At 65.8% G+C, this 25,096-nt stretch carries 22 protein-coding genes; 7 read left to right on the forward strand and 15 right to left on the reverse strand.

The window, feature by feature from the left end; translation table 11 throughout:
* Positions 1-67 precede the first annotated feature (67 nt).
* Positions 68-1,366, reverse strand: coding sequence for an RsmB/NOP family class I SAM-dependent RNA methyltransferase (locus ACVISU_RS04200; RefSeq protein ID WP_050402114.1), 1,299 nt, complete (start codon positions 1,364-1,366; stop codon positions 68-70).
* A 22-nt stretch (positions 1,367-1,388) separates the two neighbouring features.
* Positions 1,389-1,811 (reverse strand): MAPEG family protein, encoded by a 423-nt coding sequence (locus ACVISU_RS04205; protein ID WP_050402115.1) that lies wholly within the window; start codon positions 1,809-1,811, stop codon positions 1,389-1,391.
* 440 nt (positions 1,812-2,251) lie between these two features.
* Between ACVISU_RS04205 and ACVISU_RS04210 the strand changes: the two genes are divergently transcribed.
* Positions 2,252-3,088 (forward strand): metallophosphoesterase family protein, encoded by an 837-nt coding sequence (locus ACVISU_RS04210; RefSeq protein ID WP_456706099.1) that lies wholly within the window; start codon positions 2,252-2,254, stop codon positions 3,086-3,088.
* A gap of 6 nt (positions 3,089-3,094) precedes the next feature.
* On the opposite strand, the gene ACVISU_RS04215 is transcribed toward ACVISU_RS04210, so the two are convergent.
* From ACVISU_RS04215 to ACVISU_RS04230, 4 genes are all read right to left on the reverse strand, one after another.
* Positions 3,095-3,343, reverse strand: a complete 249-nt coding sequence (locus tag ACVISU_RS04215; protein WP_050402117.1) for a hypothetical protein — start codon at positions 3,341-3,343, stop codon at positions 3,095-3,097.
* Positions 3,344-3,484: 141 nt separating this feature from the next.
* On the reverse strand, positions 3,485-4,507 hold the full coding sequence (locus tag ACVISU_RS04220) for an NADP-dependent oxidoreductase (RefSeq protein WP_050402118.1): 1,023 nt from the start codon (positions 4,505-4,507) through the stop codon (positions 3,485-3,487).
* 261 nt (positions 4,508-4,768) lie between these two features.
* Positions 4,769-6,259, reverse strand: a complete 1,491-nt coding sequence (guaB, locus tag ACVISU_RS04225; protein WP_456706100.1) for an IMP dehydrogenase — start codon at positions 6,257-6,259, stop codon at positions 4,769-4,771.
* A 201-nt stretch (positions 6,260-6,460) separates the two neighbouring features.
* On the reverse strand, positions 6,461-6,706 hold the full coding sequence (locus ACVISU_RS04230; RefSeq protein WP_456706101.1) for a hypothetical protein: 246 nt from the start codon (positions 6,704-6,706) through the stop codon (positions 6,461-6,463).
* Between the two features lie 141 nt (positions 6,707-6,847).
* Between ACVISU_RS04230 and ACVISU_RS04235 the strand changes: the two genes are divergently transcribed.
* Positions 6,848-8,335, forward strand: coding sequence for a DHA2 family efflux MFS transporter permease subunit (locus ACVISU_RS04235; protein WP_456706102.1), 1,488 nt, complete (start codon positions 6,848-6,850; stop codon positions 8,333-8,335).
* A gap of 525 nt (positions 8,336-8,860) precedes the next feature.
* Here ACVISU_RS04235 and ACVISU_RS04240 read toward each other — a convergent pair.
* Positions 8,861-9,553, reverse strand: coding sequence for an RlmE family RNA methyltransferase (locus tag ACVISU_RS04240; RefSeq protein WP_456706103.1), 693 nt, complete (start codon positions 9,551-9,553; stop codon positions 8,861-8,863).
* A 33-nt stretch (positions 9,554-9,586) separates the two neighbouring features.
* Entirely contained in the window at positions 9,587-10,630 is a 1,044-nt protein-coding gene (locus ACVISU_RS04245; RefSeq protein WP_456706104.1) for a Ppx/GppA phosphatase family protein, read from the reverse strand.
* A gap of 209 nt (positions 10,631-10,839) precedes the next feature.
* Here ACVISU_RS04245 and ACVISU_RS04250 point away from each other — a divergent pair, with 209 nt between their 5' ends.
* Positions 10,840-13,212, forward strand: coding sequence for a xanthine dehydrogenase family protein molybdopterin-binding subunit (locus tag ACVISU_RS04250; RefSeq protein WP_456706105.1), 2,373 nt, complete (start codon positions 10,840-10,842; stop codon positions 13,210-13,212).
* Between the two features lie 170 nt (positions 13,213-13,382).
* Here ACVISU_RS04250 and ACVISU_RS04255 read toward each other — a convergent pair whose 3' ends face one another.
* Positions 13,383-14,174, reverse strand: a complete 792-nt coding sequence (locus tag ACVISU_RS04255; protein ID WP_456706106.1) for a hypothetical protein — start codon at positions 14,172-14,174, stop codon at positions 13,383-13,385.
* A 136-nt stretch (positions 14,175-14,310) separates the two neighbouring features.
* Here ACVISU_RS04255 and ACVISU_RS04260 point away from each other — a divergent pair, with 136 nt between their 5' ends.
* The 3 genes from ACVISU_RS04260 to ACVISU_RS04270 all read left to right on the forward strand — a co-directional run bounded on the left by ACVISU_RS04260 (position 14,311) and on the right by ACVISU_RS04270 (position 17,837).
* On the forward strand, positions 14,311-14,808 hold the full coding sequence (locus ACVISU_RS04260; protein WP_050402125.1) for a YaiI/YqxD family protein: 498 nt from the start codon (positions 14,311-14,313) through the stop codon (positions 14,806-14,808).
* Positions 14,809-14,812: 4 nt separating this feature from the next.
* Positions 14,813-16,630, forward strand: a complete 1,818-nt coding sequence (locus ACVISU_RS04265; protein ID WP_456706107.1) for an ABC-F family ATP-binding cassette domain-containing protein — start codon at positions 14,813-14,815, stop codon at positions 16,628-16,630.
* Between the two features lie 127 nt (positions 16,631-16,757).
* Positions 16,758-17,837, forward strand: a complete 1,080-nt coding sequence (locus ACVISU_RS04270) for a D-TA family PLP-dependent enzyme (RefSeq protein ID WP_342710932.1) — start codon at positions 16,758-16,760, stop codon at positions 17,835-17,837.
* Here ACVISU_RS04270 and ACVISU_RS04275 read toward each other — a convergent pair.
* Complete coding sequence (locus ACVISU_RS04275; protein WP_050402128.1) at positions 17,834-18,736, reverse strand: LysR family transcriptional regulator; 903 nt, start codon at positions 18,734-18,736, stop codon at positions 17,834-17,836. The genes ACVISU_RS04270 and ACVISU_RS04275 overlap by 4 nt on opposite strands.
* A 92-nt stretch (positions 18,737-18,828) precedes the next feature.
* On the opposite strand from ACVISU_RS04275, the gene ACVISU_RS04280 reads away from it, so the two are divergent.
* Entirely contained in the window at positions 18,829-20,046 is a 1,218-nt protein-coding gene (locus ACVISU_RS04280) for an MFS transporter (RefSeq protein ID WP_456706108.1), read from the forward strand.
* Positions 20,047-20,052: 6 nt separating this feature from the next.
* On the opposite strand, the gene ACVISU_RS04285 is transcribed toward ACVISU_RS04280, so the two are convergent.
* The 5 genes from ACVISU_RS04285 to ACVISU_RS04305 all read right to left on the reverse strand — a co-directional run bounded on the left by ACVISU_RS04285 (position 20,053) and on the right by ACVISU_RS04305 (position 24,965).
* Positions 20,053-21,276: an NAD(P)/FAD-dependent oxidoreductase gene (locus tag ACVISU_RS04285; RefSeq protein WP_456706109.1), complete on the reverse strand. Its 1,224-nt coding sequence runs from the start codon at positions 21,274-21,276 to the stop codon at positions 20,053-20,055.
* 2 nt (positions 21,277-21,278) lie between these two features.
* The gene (locus tag ACVISU_RS04290; protein WP_050402130.1) at positions 21,279-22,196 is read right to left on the reverse strand and encodes an SDR family NAD(P)-dependent oxidoreductase; all 918 of its coding nucleotides are present in this window, start codon (positions 22,194-22,196) and stop codon (positions 21,279-21,281) included.
* A 266-nt stretch (positions 22,197-22,462) separates the two neighbouring features.
* A complete protein-coding gene (locus tag ACVISU_RS04295) occupies positions 22,463-22,609 on the reverse strand; it encodes a hypothetical protein (protein ID WP_244521876.1) in 147 nt (48 codons plus the stop codon).
* Between the two features lie 140 nt (positions 22,610-22,749).
* Positions 22,750-23,229 carry a MaoC family dehydratase gene (locus ACVISU_RS04300; RefSeq protein WP_456706110.1) on the reverse strand — a complete coding sequence of 160 codons (480 nt, stop codon included), beginning with the start codon at positions 23,227-23,229 and terminating at the stop codon, positions 22,750-22,752.
* 11 nt (positions 23,230-23,240) lie between these two features.
* Positions 23,241-24,965 (reverse strand): AMP-binding protein, encoded by a 1,725-nt coding sequence (locus ACVISU_RS04305; RefSeq protein ID WP_456706111.1) that lies wholly within the window; start codon positions 24,963-24,965, stop codon positions 23,241-23,243.
* Between the last annotated feature and the right edge of the window lie 131 nt (positions 24,966-25,096).

The following is a 25,096-nucleotide window of genomic DNA, read 5'->3' on the forward strand; positions in this document are numbered from 1 at the left end:
GTCGCTTCAGCGCAAAATTGCTTTGCAATTTTGTCGCGAGCTCCTTGCAATGACGGCGGAGAAAACGTCACGCCTTCTTCAGCACCGAGACGAAGAACCCATCCGTGCCGGTGCGGCGCGGCGTCATCAGCAGGCCTTCCGCCGACAGCAGCGCCGCCTCCGTAAAAGCCTCGGCCTTGTCCCACAGCACCGATGCGGTCTGCTCCGGCGGCTGCATCGAAAACTCCGGATGCCGCGCGACGAAGGCCCTGACCTGCTCGCCGTTCTCCTCGGCCAGCACCGAGCACGTGATGTAGGCGATGCGGCCGCCGGATTTGACCAGCGGCGCGGCGCGCTCCAGCACCTCGGCCTGGTCCTTCAGCCGCACCTCGAGCGCGCCCGGGCGCATGCGCCATTTGGCGTCGGGATTGCGGCGCCATGTGCCGGTGCCGGTGCACGGCGCGTCGATCAGCACGAGGTCGGCCGAGGCCTTGATGTCGGACAGCACCTCCTCCTCGCCGCGCGGCGTGCGCACATCGCAATTGTGCACGCCGGCGCGCGACAGCCGCTCATGGATCGGCGCGAGCTGCCGCTTGTCGCTGTCGGTTGCGATCAGCCGGCCCTTGCCTTGCATCATCGCCGCTATCGCGAGCGTCTTGCCGCCGGCGCCGGCGCAGAGATCGATCACCTGCTCGCCGGGCTTGGCCGCCGAGAACAGCGCGGCGAGCTGCGAGCCCTCGTCCTGGACCTCGATGGCGCCCTTGATGAAATCCTCCTCGGCATGGATGCCGGGATTGCGCGCATCGGCGCCGAGCTCGATGCGCAGGCCGAGTGGCGACCACGGCGTTTCCTTCGCCCCCAGATGCGACAGCCGCGGCAGCACCTTCTCGCGCTTGCCGCGCAGCGTGTTGACGCGCAGGTCGAGCGGCGCGCGGCTCGCCATCGCGGTCGCTTCCGCGGCGCGGTCGTCGCCGAACACCTTTGCCAGATGCGGGTCGAGCCAGTCGGGATAGTCGCCCGCGACATGCGCCGGCGCATCCTCGAGCGAGCGCGAGGCCAATGCAGCCTCTTCAGTCGCGGTCAGCGGATCCGGTGCGAAGCGACCGCCGTCGCACAGCGCCGAGATCGTCGGGATGTCCATGCCGCGCTCGAGCTTGAGCATGCCGAGCACCCGCGACCGGGCGCTGTCGTCCTGCATCAGCCAGGCCGCGGAGGATTGCCGGCGCAGCACGTCCCAGATCAGGCCCGAGATCGCGGCGCGATCGCCGGAGCCGGCATAGCGGTGCGCGGTGCCCCATTCCTTCAGCGCCTTGGCCGCAGGAATGCGCTGTGCGTCGATGATGGCGATCAGCTCGATCGCGGCGGAAAGCCGGGCAGCGGGGGTCATAGATCTCTTTCGGTTGGGCGCGTCAAATCAGCAGCAGGAGCTTGAGCGCGAAATACAGCCACATCGCCGCCAGCACCAGCACGCCGGCGAACCAAGCGAGCGAGCGCGGCCGCACGTCGTTGGAGGTGACGAAGACCCCGGCATGGGCAAACCGCGTCACCACGAACACCCAGGACATCAGCACGATGAACAGATCGGCACGGCGCAGCGGCAGCGCAATGGCGATCAGGACATAGAACAGCACCGGCAGCTCGAACTGGTTGGCAAAGCAGTTGCCGACTTGGGTGGCACGCTCCGGCCAATTCGGCTGGCGCAGCGCGATATCCCTCATCTTGGTCTCGCCGCTCGCCAGCGTCCGGGTGCGCAGCGTCGCCATCCCGAACAGCAGCGCAAAGGTGAGCCCAATCTGGATGAAGACCGGCAATAGAACCATTTGAACCGACATCAAGAACCTCCCTCGAGCCGGGCGCCCGGCCGCCCTCTTAGCCGCCACCGCGGCTCCTGACAATGAAGCGTGCCAACAACGCGCCAGGTAATCCCTTGAACCATCGACGAGGCCGGGTGACCAACTCCCGGGATTGATGACGGTTTCAGTTCCTCACGGCTGACGCGATGGGCATCGTCACCCCGATCCTGGACGGCCCGGCCCCGGCGGCCGCGAGCCCCGGCGATCTCGTCACCTCCCTGTAGAAAGCGATCGACGCCGGCATCGGCTGGTTCGACGACGCGGCGGATGGCGGGCTCGGCATGGTGGTGTCCGGGCTCGCGCCGACGGATCAAACAAGACATCAAACAACGCATCAAACAGGGCAGCGAAGAACACACTGAAATCGTCATCGTTCCGACTTCGCGCCGAGGCTATCATTCGGCCGAAAGGATCGATGCATGCCCCAGTTTCGTCTGACACAAATCTCCGACACCCACCTCGCGCGCCGCTTCAAGCCGCTCGTCGACAACTTTCACCACGTCAGCGAGCACATCGACGCAACGCGTCCCGATCTCGTGCTCAACTCCGGCGACGTCTCGTTCGACGGGCCGACCAGTCGCGACGATCTGGTGTTCGCCAAGCAGTTGCACGGCGCGCTGCCGGTCGATTGCCTGTATCTGCCGGGCAATCACGACATCGGCGACAATCCGACCGCGGTCGGTCCCACGCCTTCACAACGGCCGACCGAAGACACGCTCCGCGCCTTCACCTCGGTGCTAGGTGAGGATCGCTGGCATTTCGACGCCGCCGGCTGGTGCTTCATCGGCCTCAATTCGCTGATCATGAACACCGGCCTCGACAGCGAGGCCGCGCAGTTCGACTGGCTCGCCTCGACGCTCGACAAGGCCGTCGGCAGGCCGGTCGCGCTGTTTCTGCACAAGCCGCTGTATCTCGCCGTGCCCTATGACGCCGAACGCGTCGAGACCGCGATCCGCTACGTGCCGCAGCCGGCGCGCCGCCGTCTGATCGAGATGTTCGGCAAGGTCGATTGGCGCCTGGTCGGCAGCGGTCATGTGCACCAGCGCCGCGACTACACGTTCGAGCATGTCAGACATATCTGGGCGCCCTCGGCCGGCTTCGTCATTTCAGATGCGCGACAGGAAGTAATCGGGATCAAGGAAGTCGGGTTGGTCGAGTACCGCTTCCAGCCGGACAGCTTTGAGGTGCGCCACGTCAGGGCCAAGGGTCAGGTCGATGTCGACCTGGACATGCTGCTCGGAAAGCAGCCGGCTTGAACCGGCTCAGCTCCGCGCCGCGTCGTGCAGGTCCTGCTTGATGACGGTGAGCAGCGCCTGTAGCGAGTCCTTGTTCGGTTGCGGCGCCGCCGGCGCGGACTGCACGCGCGGCTTGGGCCGGACCGGCTCGGCCGCCGGCTCGTCCGCGACAAATTTTCCATGCAAAACGTCGTCGCGGCGGCCCATGACGAACATCGTCGCCCAATAGCCGAGCGCGAGGAGAATGACCCCGACAACAATAGCTTCAAAAACCATGGCTACACCTGAAATATAGCCATATTGAATCAAGTGCCGCGGGTCTCCGTCAAGCAAATGGGGGCCGAAAAGCCCCCAAAACCCCGCCATTGTGGCGTTTTTGATACTTTGTTGCGCGGAATGCGAGCTGAATGGGCCCGCTCAGGCCTTGTCCGGTCCGATCCGGACCAGCTGCTTGCCGAAATTGGCGCCCTTGAGCAGGCCCATGAAGGCCTCCGGCGCGCTGTCCAGGCCCTCGGTCACGAACTCCTTGTACTTGACCTTGCCCTCGCGCACCCACTGCGACATGTCGCGCAGGAAGTCGCCATGCATGGCGGCGAAGTCGCTGACGATGAAGCCGCGGAAGGTCAGCCGCTTGGTCAGGATGTTGCGCATCATCGCACCTGCCCATTTCGGGGCGTGCGCCTCGGTGTCGTTGTAATGCGCGATCAGGCCACAGACCGGAATCCGCGCGAACGCATTGAGCAGCGGAAACACCGCGTCGAACACCGCGCCGCCGACATTCTCGAAATAGACGTCGATGCCCTTCGGGCAGGCCTCCTTGAGCTTCGCCGCAAGGTTGGGATCGCGGTGATCGAGGCAATCGTCGAAGCCGAGCTCGTTCTTGACGTAGGCGCATTTGTCCTTGCCGCCGGCGATGCCGATCGCTCGCGCGCCCTTGATCTTGGCGATCTGGCCGACTGCCGAGCCGACAGCGCCGGACGCCGCTGCAACCACCACGGTCTCGCCCGCCTGCGGCTTGCCGATCTCGAGCAAGCCGGTATAGGCGGTCATGCCGGGCATGCCGAGCACACCGACCGCGGTCGAGATCGGCGCGATCTTCGGATCGATCTTGGCAAGGCCCTTGCCGTCGGACAGCGCATGGGTCTGCCAGCCCGCGCGCGACAGCACGATATCGCCCTTGGCAAAGGCTGGATTGTTCGACGCGATCACCTCGCTCACCGTACCGCCTTCCATCACGCCGCCGACCGGCACCGGCGCGGCATAGGACGGACCGTCGGCCATGCGGCCGCGCATATAGGGATCGAGCGACAGCCAGATGGTGCGCAGCAGCACCTCGCCCGCGCCCGGTGTCGGCGGCGTGTAATCCTCGAGCCTGAAATTGGCCGGCGTGGGCTCGCCATGCGGGCGCGAGGCCAGAACGATGCGCTTTCCTTGGGACATTTGGCTTTCCTCTCGAGGTGATTGGTTCGGCGCACACGTAGTCATGCAATCCAGCTCCCCGCAAGGGAGATGGATTCGCTCTTTCGCGCGCGCTTGTTTGAAATGTTGTTTGAAATGATGGGCGTCATGCCGAACGACGTCGCCCTAATCCGACCATCGTCATTCCGGGGCGTGCGAAGCACGAGCCCGGAATCCATTCATCCACCACCGATGAGGCTCGATGGATTCCGGGCTCTCGCTTCGCGAGCCCCGGAATGACAGTTACACCCCGCCCGGATAGTTCGGGGATTCGCGCGTGATGGTGACGTCGTGGACATGGCTCTCGCGCAGGCCCGCGCCGGTGATGCGGACGAACTCGGCCTTGTCGTGGAAATCCTGGATGTCCTTTGCACCGACATAACCCATCGCCGCGCGGAGACCGCCGGCGAGCTGATGCATCACGTTGCCGACCGGGCCCTTGTACGGCACCTGGCCCTCGATGCCCTCGGGCACGAGCTTCAGCGTGTCCTTGATGTCCTGCTGGAAGTAGCGGTCGGCCGAGCCGCGCGCCATCGCGCCGACCGAGCCCATGCCGCGATAGGCCTTGTAGGAGCGGCCCTGCCACAGGAACACTTCGCCGGGCGTCTCGTCGGTGCCGGCGAGCAGCGAGCCGACCATCGCGATGTCGGCACCGGCGGCAAGCGCCTTGGCAAGGTCGCCGGAATATTTGATGCCGCCGTCGGCGATCACGGGCACGTCGGCCTTCTTCGCCGCCGCCACCGCATCCATGATCGCGGTGAGCTGCGGCACGCCGACGCCGGCGACGATGCGCGTGGTGCAGATCGAGCCCGGGCCGATGCCGACCTTGATGCAGTCGGCGCCGGCATCGATCAGCGCCTGCGCGCCGCCTTCGGTCGCGACATTGCCGGCGACGACCTGCACGGCGTTGGAGAGCCGCTTGATACGGTTGACGGCATTGAGCACGTGCTGCGAATGACCGTGCGCGGTGTCGACCACGACGACGTCGACGCCGGCATCGATCAGCCGCTCGGTGCGCTCATAGCCGGTCTCGCCGACCGTGGTGGCGGCGGCGACACGAAGCCGGCCCTGTGCGTCCTTGCAGGCGAGCGGATGGGCGACGGCCTTTTCAATGTCCTTCACGGTGATCAGGCCGACGCAGCGATATTGATCGTCGACGACGAGCAGCTTCTCGATGCGATGCTGATGCAGCATCCGCTTCGCCTCGTCCTGGCCGACACCCTCGCGCACGGTGACAAGGTTCTCGTGCGTCATCAGCTCCGAGACCTTCTGCCTGGGATCGCTGGCAAAGCGCACGTCGCGGTTGGTCAGGATGCCGACCAGCTTGCCGGGCACGTTCTTGGCGCTACCGGTGACGACCGGAATGCCGGAAATGCCGTTTTCCTTCATCAGCGCCAGCGCGTCCGCCAGCGTGGCCTCGGGACCGATGGTCAGCGGGTTGACCACCATGCCGGATTCGAACTTCTTGACCTGGCGCACCTGGGCGGCCTGGCCTTCGGGATCGAAATTGCGATGGATGACGCCGAGGCCGCCGGCCTGCGCCATCGCGATCGCCATCCGAGCCTCGGTGACGGTGTCCATCGCGGACGCCATGATCGGGATGTTGAGCTGGATCGCGCGGGTGACGCGCGAGCGGATATCGACTTCCGAGGGAAGGACGTCGGACAGACCGGGCTTCAGAAGCACATCGTCGAACGTGAAGGCTTCGCGGATAGCCGGAAATCCCGTGGCCATTGCCAACTCCTTATCTGCGGCCGAGCCGCGATGGTCTTACGGATGAGCGCTACCTGCGGCGACGCTCGCTGCGTCACCGTCGAATCGGCGCCCATCGGTGGGGTTGACGCCGGTCGATAGCATGGCGGCATGACGAATCAAAGTGTTTGCCAGCCATGCACAGGCTTTTTACGGGCCGGTCGAGAGGCCCTGCAGCCTGGCTTAGCGATATCCCTGCGGCGGCCCGTACCGGCGGATCGCCTCGACCCCCTCGCGGTGGCGGCGGTCTTCCCGCTTCATGTGGACCGCGATCAGGGCATGTGCCGACGGCACCAGCAGCAAGACGTGGAAAAACAGCCCGAAAATCGCGCAAAACACGATCAGGACCAGATTGAAGATGGCCGAAAACGGCTGTCCGTTCAGGAGCAGCCCGATCGGCGGCAGCAGAGCGGCAAGAACGTAGATCACGGCGCGGACCCCTAACGCTGGCGGATGCATAGCAGCGTCACGCTGGATTTAGGGCGTTTGCCCGGTTCCGCAATAGCGTGGCGCGGGGCAGGATGATATGGCCCCCTCGCCCGCCTTTTTCAGCACAGCTGTCCTATTTTGATGAACAAGCAACGCCTGATCCCGCTCATCGTGGCCACCGCCCTGTTCATGGAAAACATGGACTCCACGGTGATTGCGACCTCGCTGCCGGCGATCGCCGCCGATATCGGCACCAGCCCCCTGACGCTGAAGCTCGCGATCACCTCCTATCTGCTGTCGCTCGCGGTGTTCATCCCGGCGAGCGGCTGGACCGCCGACCGCTTCGGGGCCCGCATCGTGTTTGCCGGCGCGGTTGCCGTGTTCATGCTGGGGTCGATCGGCTGCGCGCTGTCGTCCTCGGTGACCGATTTCGTGTTCGCCCGCATCCTGCAGGGCCTCGGCGGCGCGATGATGACCCCGGTCGGGCGGCTGGTGCTGCTGCGCTCGGTCGACAAGAGCGCGCTGGTCAACGCGATGGCCTGGGTCACGGTCCCCGCGCTGATAGGGCCGGTGATCGGGCCACCGCTCGGCGGCTTCATCACCACCTATTTCTCCTGGCACTGGATCTTCCTGATCAACATCCCGATCGGGCTGCTCGGCATCTTCCTGGCGCTGAAGTATATCGACCCGATCAAGAGCGAGGATCCCGAGCGTTTCGATCTGGTGGGACTGGTGCTCGCCGGCATCGGGCTCGCCGGCATCGCCTTCGGGCTGTCGGTCGCAGGCCTCAATCTGCTGCCGTGGCCGATCGTCGCCGCGCTGGTCGGGGTCGGCACCGTCTCGATGACGCTCTACCTCATCCACGCCCGGCGCACCGGTTCCCCGGTGCTCGATTTCGGCTTGCTGCGGCTACCGACGATGCGGGCATCGATCGTCGGCGGCTTCATGTTCCGGCTCGGCATCGGCGCGCTGCCGTTCCTGCTGCCGCTGTTGATGCAGGTCGGCTTCGGCCTGTCGCCGTTCCAGTCCGGCCTCGTCACCTTTGCCTCCGCGGTCGGCGCCATGGGCATGAAGACGCTGGCGGCGCGCATCATCAAGGCCTTCGGCTTCCGCAACATGATGACCGTGAATGCGGTGGTCAGCTCGGCCTTCCTCGCCGCCTGCGCCCTGTTCACGATCTCGACGCCGCTGATGCTGATCTTCACCATCCTGGTGGTCGGCGGTTTCTTCCGCTCGCTGCAATTCACCGCGATCAACACGGTCGCTTATGCAGAAGTCGAGGCGCCGCAGATGAGCCGCGCGACCACCCTCGTCAGCGTCAACCAGCAGCTCGCGGTGTCCGCGGGCGTCGCGGTCGGCGCGTTCTCGGTCGAGACCACGCTGGCGCTGCATCACCAGACCGAGCTCTCCGCCGACGTGTTCGGACCGGCGTTCATCGTGGTATCGCTGATCTCGGCAGCTTCCGCCTGGTTCTTCTGGCAGATGCCGGTTGACGCCGGCAACGAGATCGCCGGCCGCAAGGCGATCGACATCTCGAGCCGCAAGGGCGCCGAGAAACGCGCCGCCTCCGACGCCCTCAAGGCCGCGACCGAGGATACGCAGAACGCGCGGGATCAGCGGCTCGGCTAGTTTGATCGAGCGAGCCGTTTCCGAAGCACGGACACTGCAAGCCGCCGTCCGGCCATGGCCAGGCCCTTAGGGGTGGCCGGTCATTCCGCCTGGCTGTCCTCGATCCGGACGTTCAATAAATTCGTATGCGGGAACGTGGGTCGCTTCCAGCCACGATTCCAGCGCAGCTCCGCAGACCATGCAAATCGCGTCACCTGTATGCGGCACCAAGACCTTCTCTTCAGTGCGTCTGTACTGAGCGCCGCAATTGCATTGAACAATGGTCGCCATGTGAGAGACATGCGCCTGCGATATCAGATTTTTCAGCCCTGCAAGAAACGGCCCCAGTGCGCGAAATCCGACGCTGCACCAAGGCCGCCAACCCGATGGGGGTTTTCTCCCGGTGGGCTTGGGGGGGCATTGGCCGGGAGCAATGGAGTCGACTCCAGCCAGGCGCCAAGGTTCCAACCGTTCGCGCTGAAATATCGTACCGCGCGTGGGATCAGCGGCTGAGCGGGTCCTGTCTCCTTCCCTCAATGACGATCTCTACGATGACGGCTGCTGCCGTCCACGAAACCCCGTCGCCAGCACGTAGCGCTCGGAGGAATCCTGCCGGCTGGCGGACGGCTTGACGTGACGCACGCTGGCGAAATCGCGCTTCAGCTGGGCCACCAGCTCGGCGTCGGCGCCGCTCTGGAACACCTTTGCCAGGAACGTGCCGCCGGGATTGAGCACCTCGCCGGCAAAATGCGCGGCAGTCTCGACCAGGCCGATGATGCGCAGCTGATCGGTCTTGCGATGGCCCGTGGTGTTGGCAGCCATGTCGGACATCACGACATCGGCGCGGCCGCCCATCATCGCGATCAGCTTTTCCGGGGCGTCATGGTCGAGGAAGTCGAGCTGCGCGAAGGTGACGCCGGGAATCTCGCCCATCTCCAGCAAATCGATCGCGACCACCTTGCCCTTGCCGTCAGCGGCACCGGTGCGCTTGGCCGCGATCTGGCTCCAACCGCCCGGCGCAGCGCCAAGATCGACGACGGTCATGCCCGGCTTGAGCAGGCGATATTTGTCGTCGATCTCGAGCAGCTTGAAGGCCGCGCGCGAGCGATAGCCCATCGCCTTGGCCTTGGCGACGTAGGGATCGTTGAGCTGACGCTCGAGCCAGAGCTTTGACGACAGTTTTCGCTTGCCGCCGCTCTTGACCGTGACGTGCAGCCGCCCGGTGGTGTCTTTCGCCATGATCTTTCTTGGATTGCTGTGACTGGGCGTGTTCTAGCACGCCCGCAGCGCGCCGTCCTCGCGCATCATCTCGACCAGCATGCCCTCGCGCAGGCCGCGGTCGGCGACGCGCAGCCGCGGCAGCGGGAACGCGTTGCGGATCGCGTCGAGGATCGCGCAGCCGGCGAGCACGAGGTCGGCCCGCTCGACGCTGATGCAGCTGTTGTTGACGCGCGCCTCGTAGCTCATGCCGAGCAGCTTCTGGATCGTCGCAGTGACGTCGCGATCGTTCATCCAGATGCCGTCGATGCGGCGGCGATCGTAGCGCGACAGATTGAGGAACACGCCGGCGAGCGTGGTCACGGTGCCCGAGGTGCCGAGCATGTGCATGTCGCGCAGATCGCGGCCGTGCTCGGCCGCGAACGGCGCGACGTGGCGGGCGACTTCATCGATCATCTGCGCATACAGATCCCTGGTGACGTTCCGGCCGCCGAAATGCTCGGCCAGCGTCACGACGCCGAGCGGGATCGAAATCCACGCCTTGATGCGCGGCGGCGCATCGGGCGCTTCGGGATCGCGCTCGATCCGAACCAGCTCGGTCGAGCCGCCGCCGATGTCGAACAGGATGGCGCCCCGCCCCTTCGGGTCGAGCAGCGGGGAGCAGCCGATCACGGCAAGCGTCGCCTCGGTCTCGCGGTCGATCACCTCGAGCTCGATGCCGGTCTCGGCCGCGACGCGCGCGCGAAAGCTCTCGGCATTGCCGGCGGCGCGGCAGGCCTCGGTGGCGATCAGGCGCAGCCGGCGGGCCTTGCGATAACGGATCTTGTCGCTGCAAATGGCGAGCGCGGCGATCGCCCGCTCGATCGCGGCCTCGCTGATCGAGCCGGTGGCGGCGATGCCCTCGCCGAGCCGGATGATCCGCGAGAACGAGTCGACCACGCGGAACCCGTCGCCGGTGGGACAGGCGATCAACAGCCGGCAATTGTTGGTGCCGAGGTCGAGCGCGGCATAGACGCCGCTTTCCGCGGCCGCCGCAATCAGCCCTGACGGGGCTTCGCCGGCCGGAGGGCCGTCACAAAGCCGCACATAGTCATTCATCAAAACACTGTCTTTCCGCAGACCCCCCGAGGGATCCAAAGGGCCGCCGAATAATTGTCGTTCACGGAAACTTTAGCAGCGTCAAAGCCCTGCGCAACTCCGTTCACATTGGGTCCATGCCCAATCGGGCGTTGTCGTTAAGGGGGGCGTGCGTTATCTCCTCAGCGCCCCCAAACTCCAGCAAATCCGGGCATTTCAGGTCATTTTCGATGCAAGATCATACGCCGCCCGCCTCTCTCGAAAACGCTATCGCACTGCAAAAATACGGCGTCGGACAGCCAGTTCGACGAAAGGAGGACGACACCCTGGTGCGCGGCAAGGGCAAATACACCGACGATTTCTCCCTGCCCGGCCAGGCCTACTGCTGGATGGTTCGCTCCTCTCACGCCCATGGAATCATCAAGGGAATCGATACGGCCGCCGCGAAGGCGATGCCGGGCGTGCTCGGCGCCTGGACGGGCGCCGACCTCGCAGCCGCGGGTTACAACCCCTTCACCTGCGGCCTGCCGCTGAAGAACCGCGACGGCTCGCCGCTCAAGCAGACCAACCGCCCCGCACTCGTGACCGACAAGGTGCGCTTCGTCGGCGATCCCGTTGCCTTCGTGGTCGCCGAGACCGCAGCACAGGCCCGAGATGCCGCCGAAGCCGTCGAGGTCGACATCGAACCGCTGCCAGCGGTGACCGACGCGGCCGAAGCGGCCAAGCCCGGCGCGCCGCAGCTCTATGACAACATCCCCAACAATGTCGCGCTCGACTATCATTATGGCGACACCGCCAAGATCGAAGCGGCATTCGCCGCCGCCGCGCACGTCACAAAACTCGACATCGTCAACACCCGCGTCGCGGTGGTCTCGATGGAGCCGCGCGTCGCGCTCGCGCATTACGACAAGAAAGCCGAACGCTTCACGCTGCAGGTGCCGACCCAGGGCGTCTCCGGCAACAAGGCGATCCTGGCGCGCCTGCTCAACGTGCCCGCCGACAAGGTCCGCATCCTCACCGGCAATGTCGGCGGCTCGTTCGGGATGAAGAACCTCAACTATCCCGAATACACCTGCATCGCGCATGCGGCGCGCGAGCTCGGCCGCCCGGTGAAGTGGCTCGACGAGCGCTCGACCAGCTTCCTGTCCGACAGCCAGGGCCGCGCCCAGCTGATCCATGCCGAGCTGGCGCTCGATGCCGACGGCAAGTTCCTCGCGGTGCGGCTCTCCGGCTACGGCAATCTCGGTGCCTACATCACCGGCGTCGCGCCGGGCCCGCTGTCGCTCAACACCGGCAAGAACCTCGCCAGCGTCTATCGCACGCCGCTGCTCGGCGTCGACATCAAGACGGTCCTGACCAACACCACGCTGATGGGCGCCTATCGCGGCGCCGGCCGGCCCGAGGCCAATTACTACATGGAGCGGCTGATCGACGTCGCCGCCGACGAGATGGGCATCGACCGCTTCACGTTGCGCAAGCGTAACTTCATCAAGCCGTCGCAGCTGCCGTTCCCGGCCGCCTCCGGCGTCACCTATGACAGCGGCGATTTCGCCGGCGTGTTCCAGAAGGCGCTGGAGATTTCCGACTACGAGAATTTCGTCAAGCGCAAGAAGGAGAGCAGGAAGAACGGCAAGCTGCGCGGCATCGCCGTCGGCTCCTATCTCGAGGTCACCGCGCCGCCGTCTGGCGAGCTCGGCAAGATCACCTTCGAGCCCGACGGCTCGGTGAAGCTCACCACCGGCACGCTCGATTACGGCCAGGGCCACGCCACCCCGTTTGCGCAGGTGCTGTCCGAGCAGTTAGGGGTGCCCTTCGAGAAGATCACGCTCGAACAGGGCGACAGCGATCTGGTGCGGTTCGGCAACGGCACCGGCGGCTCGCGCTCGATCACCGCGACCGGCCAGGCCATCGTCGAGGCCTCCGCGCTCGTCGTCGAGAAGGGCAAGAAGGCCGCCGCGCACATGCTGGAGGCCTCCGAGGCGGACATCGAGTTCGGCAATGGCCGCTTCACCATCGCGGGCACCGACCGCTCGATCGGCATCATGGAGCTCGCCGAGCGGATGCGCGCGGGCAAGATGCCGGAAGGCACACCCGAGACGCTCGACGTCGATCACGCCACCAAGGAGACCGCGTCGACCTTCCCGAACGGCTGCCACGTCGCCGAGGTCGAGATCGATCCCGACACCGGCGTGACGCGGATCGTGCGCTACTCGGCGGTCAACGATTTCGGCACCGTGGTCAATCCGATGATCGTCGCCGGCCAGCTCCATGGCGGCGTGGCGCAAGGCATCGGCCAGGCGCTGATGGAGGAAGTCAGCTACGACGCCTCCGGCCAGCCGATCACCGGCTCGTTCATGGACTACGCGCTGCCGCGTGCCGGCGATGTGCCGTCGATGCAGGTCGGCGATCATCCCTCGCCGGCGAAGTCCAACCCGCTCGGCACCAAGGGCTGCGGCGAGGCCGGCTGCGCCGGCAGCCTGGTCTGTATCGTCAACGCCGTGGTGGACGCGCTGTCGGAGTACGGCGTCAAGCACATCAACATGCCGCTGACGCCCGAACGCGTCTGGCGCGCGATCCAGGACGCCAAGGCGAAGGCGGCGTAAGGGCGTATTGCCGCCACTGCCGCTGCCCACACCACTGTCATCGCCTGCGAAGGCGGGCGATCCAGTATTCCAGAGACGTCAGCGATAGAGCCGAGAGGCCGCGGCGTACTGGATACCCTGCATGCGCGGCGTATGACACCTGTGGGCGTGAACGGTTCTTGCTCCCTTCCCTACGCCGCAGCCTGCTCGCGCGGCTGGGTGATCGCGATGTGCCAGCAATGCGCCAGCGGCACGCCGTTGCCGAGCACCAGCGCGTCGAGCTCGACGAAGCGGTGGCCCTTCTTGTCGTAATTGCCGATCACCTTGGCGCGTGCGGTCAGCTCGTCGCCGATCTTGCCGGCTGACAGCAGCTGCATGCGGGTGCCGACATGGATCCACGGCCCGAGGATCGCATTGTCGACCAGCACCTTGTTCATCACCCGCGGCAGCAGGCCGGGATGGCCGAGACCTTCGCGCAGGTAGATCGGGTCGGTCTCGCGGATATCGGCGAGATATTCCTTGGCGGCATCGCCGGACCAGGCGCGCGGGATCGCGCCGAGCCACTTGCCCTCCTCATAGGACGCCGCGCTGACCGGCTTGCGTTCGGCGACGGCGGCGACCTGCTTGTAATCGTCGAGCACGAATGTCGGCGCAGAGGCCGGCAGCGACGCGGTGCCGGTGGCGCAGAGTTCGCCGCGACTATGGAGCTCGATCATGAGCCCATTGCCGGTCTCCCGGCCGGTCAGTTCCGCGATCTCGCCGTCATAGACCGGCTTCACGAAACGCGCCTCGATCAGACCGCGTTCCAGGAAATCGCGGCCCCATTTCTCGACCGGCAGATGCATCATGTAGGCCATCACATCGACGCCCGGCACCAGACCGCCGGAAAAGCCGAACTTCCGCGCCACCGTGTCGTCGTGGATCTTGTTCTCCGACAGTTTCGAGGTGTTGTACGCCGAGACGCGATAGGTCAGCGAAACCATGGGGTTTTCCCTTATTTCCGTTGCTTTTCTGGCGACAATGGTAGCCGAACGAAAAGACGTGACAAGCCTCTCGTTTTGCTCGCAATTTTCCGCACCATGGAGTACACGCAGGCCGCGCCTGCCAGCCAATGAATCGATGACTGAAACCCCTGCCCAAACCCGCATCTATGTCGACGCCGACGCCTGTCCGGTGAAGGACGAGATCTATCGCGTCGCGATCCGGCTCGGCGTGCCGGTCAGCGTGGTCGCGGGCAATTTCATCCGCGTGCCGCAGGATCCGCTGATCGAGCGCATCGCCGCAGGTTCCGGCATGGATGCCGCCGACGACTGGATCGCGGAGCGCGCGCATGAAGGCGATGTCGTCATCACCGCCGACATTCCGCTGGCGAGCCGCTGCGTCAAGGCCGGCGCCGAGGTGATCGCGCCGAACGGCAAGCCGTTCACCGAACAGTCGATCGGCATGACACTCGCGGTGCGCAATCTGATGACCGATCTGCGCTCGTCCGGTGAGATTACCGGCGGCCCGAAATCCTATTCGCCACGCGACCGCTCGAATTTCCTGTCGACGCTCGACCAGACCATTCGCCGCATCCAGCGCCGTCGCGCCGAGCAGGCGCCGGCAAACGGGGCTTAGCGCGATGGCTCCGCCTCCTCTCATCCAGCTCAAGGACATCAGCCTGACCTTCGGCGGCACGCCGCTGCTGTCGGGCGTCGAGCTGTCGGTCTCAGCGGGCGAGCGCGTCTGCCTGATCGGCCGCAACGGCTCCGGCAAGTCGACCTTGCTGCGGATCGCGGCCGGGCTGGTCGAGCCCGATGCCGGCAGCCGTTTCGTGCAGCCCGGCGCCACTATCCGCTATCTGCCGCAGGAGCCGGACTTCGGCGAGCACAAGACGACGCTGGCCTATGTCGAGGCCGGCCTTGGTCCCGGCGACGATCACTACCAGGCGCGCTACCTGCTCGAGCAGCTCGGCCTCACCGGCGAGGAAGATCCCGCGCATGTCTCCGGCGGCGAAGCGCGGCGCGCGGCGCTGGCACGCGTGCTGGCGCCCTCGCCGGATATCCTGCTGCTGGACGAGCCGACCAACCATCTCGACCTGCCGACCATTGAATGGCTCGAAGGCGAACTGGAGAGCAGGCGCTGCGCGCTGGTCCTGATCAGCCACGACCGCCGCTTCCTCACCAATCTGTCGCGCACCACCGCCTGGCTCGACCGCGGCCAGATCCGGCAGATCGAGCGCGGCTTCGGCGCGTTCGAGGCATGGCGCGACGAGGTGCTGGAAGAGGAAGAGCGCGAGCAGCACAAGCTCGACCGCAAGATCGTCAACGAGGAGCACTGGCTGCGCCACGGCGTCTCCGGCCGCCGCAAGCGCAATGTCAAGCGGCTCGGCAATCTCTTTGCGCTGCGCGACCAGCGCCGCAACTATCGCGGCGCCACCGGCAACGCCACGCTCGCCGCCGCCGAGGCCGAGAAATCCGGCCGCCTGGTGATCGAGGCGAAGACCATCACCAAGGCCTATGGCGAACGCACCATCGTCGGCGGCTTCTCAACCCGGATCCAGCGCGGCGACCGCGTCGGTATCGTCGGGCCGAACGGCGCCGGCAAGACCACGCTGGTGCATCTTCTGATCGGCAACGACCCGCCCGACACCGGTTCGGTGCGACTCGGGGCCAATATCGAGATGGCGACGCTGGATCAGCATCGCGAAAGCCTCGATCCGAAGCTCACGCTCGCCGAAGCTTTGACCGGCGGCCGCGGCGACCATGTCATGGTCGGCGACAAGTCGAAGCACGTCATCGGCTACATGAAGGATTTCCTGTTCGCGCAGGAGCAGCGCGGCACGCCGCTGGAAGCCCTCTCCGGCGGCGAGCGCGGCCGCCTGATGCTGGCACGTGCGCTGGCCAAGCCGTCGAACCTCTTAATCCTGGACGAGCCGACCAACGACCTCGATCTCGAGACCCTCGACGTGCTCGAGGACATGCTCGGCGATTACGAGGGCACCGTGATCCTGATCAGCCACGACCGCGACTTCCTCGACCGCGTGGTGACGTCGGTGATCGTGCCGGAAGGCCAGGGCCGCTGGATCGAATATGCCGGCGGCTATTCCGACATGCTGGCGCAGCGCGGCGCCGATGTGAAGCGCGAGACCGTGAAGGCGGACGGCGCGATCGAGGAGAAGAAGGAATCCAGGGCTGCGGCTCCCGAAGCAGTGCCGAGGCGCCGGCTGAGCTTCAACGAGAAGCATGCGCTGGAGACACTGCCGAAGACCATCGACAGACTGCACGCCGAAATTGCAAAACAGCAGAAGCTGCTCGACGATCCCGACCTCTATGCGAAGGATCGCAAGAAATTCGACGCCGCCTCTGCCGCGATCGCCAAGGCCCAGGACGAACTCGCCGCAGCGGAGGACCGCTGGCTCGAACTCGAAGTACTGCGTGAAGAGATCGAACAGGCATGATCATGATGATTCGTGCCGTCATTGCGAGGAGCGGAGCGACGAAGCAATCCATGCACCCGCATATGCCGGCAGATGGATTGCTTCGCTCCGCTCGCAATGACGGAAAATCTGGAATGGAGCCGCCCCGATGACCACACCCCTCGCCGCCAAGATCGCCAAGGAATACGGCACGCCCTGCGCCGTGATCGACATGGACCGGGTCGAGCGCAACATTGCGCGCATCCAGAAGGCCTGTGACGAGGCCGGCATCGCCAACCGGCCGCACATCAAGACGCACAAGAATCCGATGCTGGCGCAGCTGCAGATCAAGGCCGGCGCCAAGGGCATCACCTGCCAGAAGCTCGGCGAGGCCGAGATCATGGCCGACAGCGGCATCGACGACATCCTGATCAGCTACAACCTGCTCGGCGACGAGAAGATGGCGCGGCTCGGCGCGCTGCAAGGCAAGGCCAACGTCACCGTCGCGGCCGACAATTCGGTCGTGGTCGGCGACCTGCCGAAGGCGGCCGCCGCCTCCGGCCGCCCGCTTTCGGTGGTGGTCGAATGCGACACCGGCCGCAAACGCGCCGGCGTCGAGACGCCAGCCGAGGCAATCGCGCTGGCGCGCGAGATCGCAGGCTCGAAGGGCCTGAGCTTCGCCGGCTTCATGCTGTACCCGACCGAGACGGGCTGGGCCGATGCGCAGAAATTCTACGACGAAGCGCTGGCCGGCGTGCGTGCCCATGGTCTCGACGCGACCATCGTCTCGACCGGCGGCACGCCGAACCTCGTCAATCTCGGCAAATTGAAGGGCGGCACCGAGCACCGCTTCGGCACCTACATCTACAACGACCGCATGCAGGTCGCGGCCGGCGTCGCGACCTGGGATGACTGCGCGCTGCATATCTATTCCACCGTGGTCAGCCGCGCCGGCCCCGAGCGCGGCATCCTCGATGCCGGCTCCAAGACGCTGACCTCGGACACCGGCGGCCTCGAAGGCCACGGCCTGATCCTCGAACATCCCGAGGCCAAGATCGCGCGCTTCGCCGAGGAGCATGGCTTCCTCGACCTCTCCCGCAGCAACACCCGGCCCAACGTCGGCGACGTCGTGCGGATCGTGCCCAATCACGTCTGCGTCGTCGTCAACATGATGGACGAGGTCGTGATGGTGCGCGGCGACGAGATCATCGGCGCGTTGCCGGTGACGGCGCGGGGGAAATTGCGCTAGCCGCGGATCAGCGCCTGCAACTCGCGATCCAGCGCTGAGCGAAACACCTCGATCGGCCGCGCCAAGCGGCCGGCGGGCGGACGGTGCACGATCCAGGCGCGTACCGCCGGATTGAAATCCGCGATCTTCACGGTCTTGAGCCGGCTGCGGATCGGGCTTCGCTTCAGCGCCACCGGCGTGACCAGGCCGATGCCGAGCCCGCGCGCCACCAGCGACAGGCGCAGTTCGCTGTCGAGCGCCTCGACCGCGATGTTGAACGGCAGATGCGCCGCATCGAAATGGCGTTTCAGCGTCTGACGGAAGCCGCAGCCGTCCTGGTTGATCACCCAGCCGGTCCGCGACAGCCATTCGAGATCGACTGACTTCGGCGTCTTCATGTCGCGCGCGACGACGAACACGACCGGCTGCGCACCGAGATCGTCGGCCGCGAGATCGTCTGATGGCGCAGTGCCGTCCGGGAGGCAGATCGCCGCGGCGTCGAGCTCGTTGCGACTGACGCGCTCCATGTGATTGGGCGACCAGCCCGAGACGACGCGCACCGCAAGCGCAGGGAATTCGCCGCGCACCGCATCGAGCGGCCCAGTGAGCCCCGCCTCCGACAAAAACGGCGTCAGGCCGAGCCTGAACTCGCCGCGCACCACGCCGTCATTGGCGACGCCCGACTTGAGATCTTCGAGCATGCGCAACACACGGCGGCCCTGTTCATAGGCCTCGATGCCCGCGGCCGTCGGCTTCAGCGGCTTCGACAGCCGGTCGAGCAGCTGCGCGCCGAGCATCTCCTCGAGATTCTGGATCCGCCGCGTGACGCCGGGCTGGGTCAGGTTCAGCCGCGCCGAGGCCGCGACGATCGATCCGGTTTCCACCACGGCGACGAACGCCACGAGGTCATGGGTATTCATAACATTCTCGCATATTCTTCATTATCTTATTTGAATTGTAGCATATTAGCCCGATCCCCTAAAGGGGCCTCGCCACTTCCTCGCGAGGTCCCATGACCATTTCCGAAGCCACCAAACTCTCCCCGGCGCGCCCTGTCTCGGTGCGCCCCCTGATCTGGATCGGCGCCATCACCACCGGCACCGTCGTCACCAACCTGTTTGCCCCGCAAATCCTGGTTGGGCTGATGAGCCGATCGCTCGACATGACCGCGCTGCAGGCCGGCCTGATCTCGACGCTGACCCTGCTCGGCTACGCGCTCGGGCTGTTGCTGCTGGTGCCGCTGGTCGATCTCGTCGAGAACAAGCGGCTGATCCTGCGGACCCTCGGCTGCGCGATCGTCGCGGCGATCGGCACCGCAATGGCGCCAACGCCGCTGATCTTGCTCGCCGCCACCTTCATTCTCGGCGCATCCTGCGCCGCGATCCAGATGGTGGTGCCGCTGGTCGCCTCGATGGTGCCGCCGGAGCGCCGCGGACAGGCGATCGGCGATGTCATGAGCGGCTTGATGATCGGCATCCTGCTATCGCGGCCGCTGGCAAGCCTGATCGCGGACAGCTGGAATTGGCGCGGCTATTACCTGATCTCGGCCGTGCTGATGACCGTGCTCGGTTGCGCGCTGGCGCGCCATCTGCCGACGCTGCAGCCGGCGGCGAAGGTCAGCTACGGAGCGCTGCTGCGATCATTCCCGAGATTGCTGCGCGAGGAGCCGGTGCTCCGCGTTCGGTCCTGGACCGCGGCGCTGGTGATGGCCTCGTTCACCGCGTTCTGGGCGGCTGTCGCGCTGCGGCTGCCGGATGCGCCGTTCAAGCTCGGCGCCAAGGGGATCGCACTGTTCGCGCTGATCGGTGTTGCGGGAGCGGCGGCGACCCCGATCGCCGGGCGCTGGGGCGACAGAGGTTTCGCGCGGCCGTTGCTGATCGTCTCGCACCTTCTGATCGCCGGCGCGCTCGCGCTGTGCGCCTGGGCCGGCATGATCGAGTCGCGGATCGCTGCCCTTTCGTTGCTTGGCATCGGCGCCGTGCTGCTCGATTTCGGCATCACCACCGACCAGACGCTCGGCCGCCGCGCCGTCAATCTGTTGCAGCCGGAAGCGCGCGGCCGGATCAATGGTCTGTTCGTGGCGCTGTTCTTCATCGGCGGCGCGGCCGGTGCGGCGGCAGCGTCCGCGGCGTGGAGTTATGGTGGATGGACGGCCGTCTGTGCGGTGGCTGCCACGTTCGGCGTGCTTGGGTTCATTACCGACATCGCGACGAAGACGGGCTCGGAATGACCAACGTTAGGAGGCGCGTTGCGCGAGCCACCTCAACGCGCCCTTCCCGGCCGCGACACCGGTCGCGAACGACGCCTGCAACAGATAGCCGCCGGTCGGCGCTTCCCAGTCGAGCATCTCGCCGGCGGCGAAGACACCGGGCAACTTGCGCAGCATGAAATGCGTATCCAGCTCGCTGAACGCGATCCCGCCCGCGGTCGAGATCGCGCGATCGATCGGCGCGATGCCCGTAAGCTGCACCGGAATCGCATTGATCAGCTGCGCAAGCTCTGCCGGCGAGAACGATGCCAGTGGCCGGCCAGACGCTATCGCTGCCTCCTGCATCAGGCCGATGCCGACCGGAGAGAGCTGCGCTGCCTTGCGCAGGAAATTCGCGAGCGACTGCTTGCCGCGCGTGCCGGACAGGCGGGTGGTCAGCGCGGCGGCGTCGAGGTCCGGCCGCAGCGCGATCGTCAGCGTTGCCTGCCCGATACCGAGCACCGCCTCGCGCAATTCCGCCGACAACGCGTAGATGGCACCGCCTTCGATGCCCGCGCGGGTGACGACGGCCTCGCCGCGCACCGTGTACGGACCGATGGTCAATGCGATGCCCTTCAGTGGCTGCCCTTCGAAGCGAACACGGAAGACATCCGACCACGCGACCGTGAAGCCGGAATTGGCCGGTCGCACCGGGGCGACGGCGATGCCCTTCGCTGCAAGGGTCACCGTCCACGTCCCATCGGAGCCGAGCCGCGGCCAGCTTGCGCCGCCGAGCGCAAGCACCGACGCGTCGGCATTGACCTCGCGGGGACCATCCGGCGTTGCAAACAACAGCCCGCCGCTGTCGTCCCATCCAATCCAGCGATGCCGGAACGCAAACCGCACACCCGCGGCATCGAGCCGCCGCAGCCAGGCACGCAGCAGAGGCGATGCCTTGAATACTTTTGGAAACACGCGGCCGCTGGTGCCGATGAAGGTCGGCTGCCCCAGTGCGGCGCTCCAGGCCCGCAGGGCGTCGGGCGGAAACGCCTCGACCGCGGCCTTGAGGTGCGACATCGCCTCGCGATAGCGCCCGAGGAAATCCGGCAGCGGTTCGCTGTGCGTGAGATTGAGCCCGCCGCGGCCGGCCATCAGGAATTTGCGCCCGGCCGACGGCATCGCGTCGTAGACGGTGACCTGTGCGCCACCCGCCGCAAGGGTTTCCGCCGCCATCAGGCCGGCGGGACCGGCTCCGATGACGGCGACGACCATGCTCAGAGCTTGATCCCGGCCCGCGCCGCGGCCTGGGCGACGTATTTCTGCGTCTGCTCGAACGCGCCCTGAAGCGCCTTTGCGGTCGACATGTCGCTGATCGCGCTAAAGTGTGCGGCAACGCCGTCGGGCGTCCATTCTGACTGCGGCAGGTTGACGCCTTCGGTCTCCAGCACGCGGATGACAGCGAACGAGCCGGCGCCGGCGCCCATGATGGTGCGGGTCGGGGCATCCTCCGAGAGCAGGAACTCGACCGCCGGCGTGATCGCTTCCGGCTTCATCAGCTCCAGCGCCTGCGGCGGCAGCAGTTCCTCGGTCATGCGGGTCGCGGCCGTCGGCGAGATGGTGTTGACCTTGATGTTGTTCTTGCGGCCCTCCTCGGCGAGCACGTTCATCAGGCCGACCATGCCGGCCTTCGCCGCGCCGTAATTGGCCTGGCCGAAATTGCCGAACAGGCCGGACGACGAGGTGGTCAGCACGATGCGGCCGTAGTTGCGCTCGCGCATGCCGGCCCACACCGCCTTGCAGCAGTAGAAGGTGCCGGTGAGATGCACGTCGAGCACCTTGGCCCAGTCGGCGACCTCGAGCTTGGTAAACGACTTGTCGCGCAGGATGCCGGCATTGGCGCAGAGCAGATCGACGCTGCCCCACTCCTTGGTGGCGCGCTCGACCATCGCGGTGACCTGCTCGAAGTTCGAGACGTCGGCGCCGTCGGCCATCGCGGTGCCGCCGGCCTTGCGGATCTCCTCGACCACGGTCTCGGCCGGCGACAGCGAACCGCCGGTGCCATCGCGCGCGCCGCCGAAATCGTTGACCACGACCTTGGCGCCGCGGCTAGCGAGCCCTAGCGCATGCGCCCGCCCAAGACCATTGCCCGCGCCGGTGACGATTGCGACGCGTCCGTCAAACCTGATTGCCATGCCTGTCGTTCCTGCTCTGACTTCCCTTCTCCCCTTGTGGGAAAAGGTGGCGCGCGACAGCGCGCCGGATGAGGGGTCTGTCTCCGCGAGCGCACGTGAGAGTCTTTGCGTGGAGACAGACCCCTCACCCGGCTTCGCGTTCCGCGAAGCCACCCTCCCACAGGGGGAGAGGGAGGGTGGAGACGCTCGCGATTGGCAGCTTTTGAGCAGCGATGGATGGCCGGGTCAAGCCCGGCCGAGGGGAGCCAGGCCGACCACTTGACGCGCTAGACGTCAGGGGTCATCGAGCCGCAGGGTTTCAGGCTTTTGAGCAGGTGCCCGCTCCAGCACTCGTGATGCTCCTGGGCGTAGCTCATCGAGCCGATCACAATCAAACCGACCACGACAAGTCCGGCGACGATGTTCTGCACCATGGCTGCCACTCCCGGGACCGCACCGCCTGAAGGCGGCATGATGGACACCAGGGATCAAGGCCGTCAATGGACTCCTTGGACCAAGCGGGCTCACTCCACCTTTCCCGCTTGCGCGAAAGGTGGAGCTACTCAACCATCCCTTAGCTGAAATAGATCAGGCCGAGCCAGTCGGCGACCAGCGCGGGCTTGTCCTCGCCCTCGATCTCGACCGTGACATTGGTGCGCGACAGCAGTTCCTTCGGCTTGCGCAAGCTGGCTTCCGCCAGCACGAAGCGGCCCCGCACGCGCTTGCCCGAGCGCACCGGCGAGATGAAGCGCAGCTTGTCGAAGCCGTAATTGACGCCCATCGCGGTGCCCTCGAGCACCGGCATCACCTCATAGGACATGATCGACAGCAGCGACATCGTCAGGAAGCCATGGGCGATCGTGGTGCCGAAGGCGGTCTCCTTCCTGGCACGCTCGGGATCGACGTGGATGAACTGGTGATCCTCGATCACGTCGGCATAGGTGTCGATGCGGCCCTGATCCAACAGGTGCCACGAGGACACGCCGATCTCCTTGCCGACCATGCCCTGGTAGGTTTCCAGCGACACCGGCGGCTTCTTCCAGACTTCGTTCATTGGCTAACCTCCTAACCGGAGGTCCGCACCTTCTGCAGCTCCGGAAATTCTTCCTCGCGGAACTCGGCTCCGCGCAACGCATCGCTTCTGACATCGTCATGTTCGAGCCGGCGCAACTGCACGCGACGGATTTTTCCAGAAATCGTCTTGGGCAGTTCGGTAACCAGCTCGATCTTGCGGATGCGTTTAAACGGTGCGAGCCGCGTGTGCAAATGTTTGAAGATCGACAGCGCGGTCTCCGGGCTACGCTCGACGCCGGAGACCAGCAGCACATAGGCCTTCGGGACCGCCAGCCGGATCGGGTCCGGACTCGGCACCACGGCGGCTTCCGCCACCGCATCATGCTCGAGCAGCACGCTCTCCAGTTCGAACGGCGAGATGCGGTAATCGGATGACTTGAACACGTCGTCGGTGCGGCCGACAAAGGTCAGATAACCCTCGTCATCGGTGAACACGACGTCGCCGCTGCGATAGATCGCGCCGTCGGTGCCGATCAGCCTGTCGTCGTCGCCCTGGTAGCCCTGCATCAGGCCGGCCGGCCGGTCGGCGCCGAGCAGCAACGTCACCTCGCCTTCCTTCGCGGCATGGCCGTCACCGTCGGTGACCTGAACGCGATAACCCGGCAACGGCCGGCCCATCGAGCCGACCTTCACTGTCTGCCCCGGCGAGTTGCCGGCCAGCGCCGTGGTCTCGGTCTGGCCATAGCCATCGCGGATGGTCAGGCCCCAGGCGGATTTGACCTGCTCGATGATCTCGGGGTTGAGCGGTTCGCCGGCGCCGCACACTTCACGCAGGCTCACCTTGAAGTCCGACAGCTGCTCCTGGATGAACATCCGCCACACCGTCGGCGGTGCGCACAGCGTGGTCACGCCGCAGCGGCCGATGATCGAGAGCAGTCCTTTTGCCTCGAAGCGTGGCTGGTTGGCGATGAAGATCGTTGCGCCGGCATTCCACGGCGCGAAGAAGCAGCTCCAGGCATGCTTGGCCCAACCGGGCGAGGAGATGTTGAGATGGATGTCGCCGGGCTGCAGGCCGATCCAGTACATGGTGGAGAGATGGCCGACCGGGTAGCTGCGCTGGCTGTGCCGCACCAGTTTCGGCTTTGCCGTAGTGCCCGAGGTGAAATAGAGCAGCATCGGATCGTCGGCGTTGGTCAGGCCGTCAGGTGCGAATGCGTCCGACACCTTGGCGGTATCCTCGAACGGCAGCCAGCCCTCATGCGTCTGCGTCGCGCCAACTACGATACGCACCAGCTTGTCGCCGCCGAGGCCTGCGAACTTCGCGACCTGATCCTGCGTCGCGACCACCGCCTTCGCCTTGCCGCGATCCAGCCGGTCGCGCAATTCATCCGCGGTCAATAGCGTGGTCGCGGGGATCACGACGACGCCAAGTTTCATCGCCGCCAGCATGGTCTCCCACAACGGCACCACATTGCCGAGCAGCAGCAACAGATGATCGCCGCGCTTCAGCCCCTGCGCGCGCAGGAAGTTCGCGACCTGGTTGGAGCGGCGCGACAGTTCGGCAAAGGAAAGCTTCGTCTCGTTGCCGCTGGCGGCATCGACGATCCACAGCGCCGGCCGGTTGCGACTGTCAGGATTGTGCGCGAGCTCGGCGTCGAACCAGTCGAGCGCCCAGTTGAACGGCACCGGATCCGGCCAGCGGAACCCCTTCACCGCCGTGTCGTAGTCGGTGCGGTGTTCTAGCAGAAAGGCGCGTGCGTCCTGAAATGTGGTCATCGTCCGAACCCGTCGAATTCACGCTAGGCGACCAGCGTTGCATTCAATCGTAGCCCGGATGGAGCGAAGCGAAATCCGCGGCCGGTCGCGCCAACTGATGAAGCGGTCCCGGATTTCGCTTCGCTCCATCC

The sequence above is a fragment of the Bradyrhizobium sp. USDA 4452 genome, assembly GCF_054063575.1.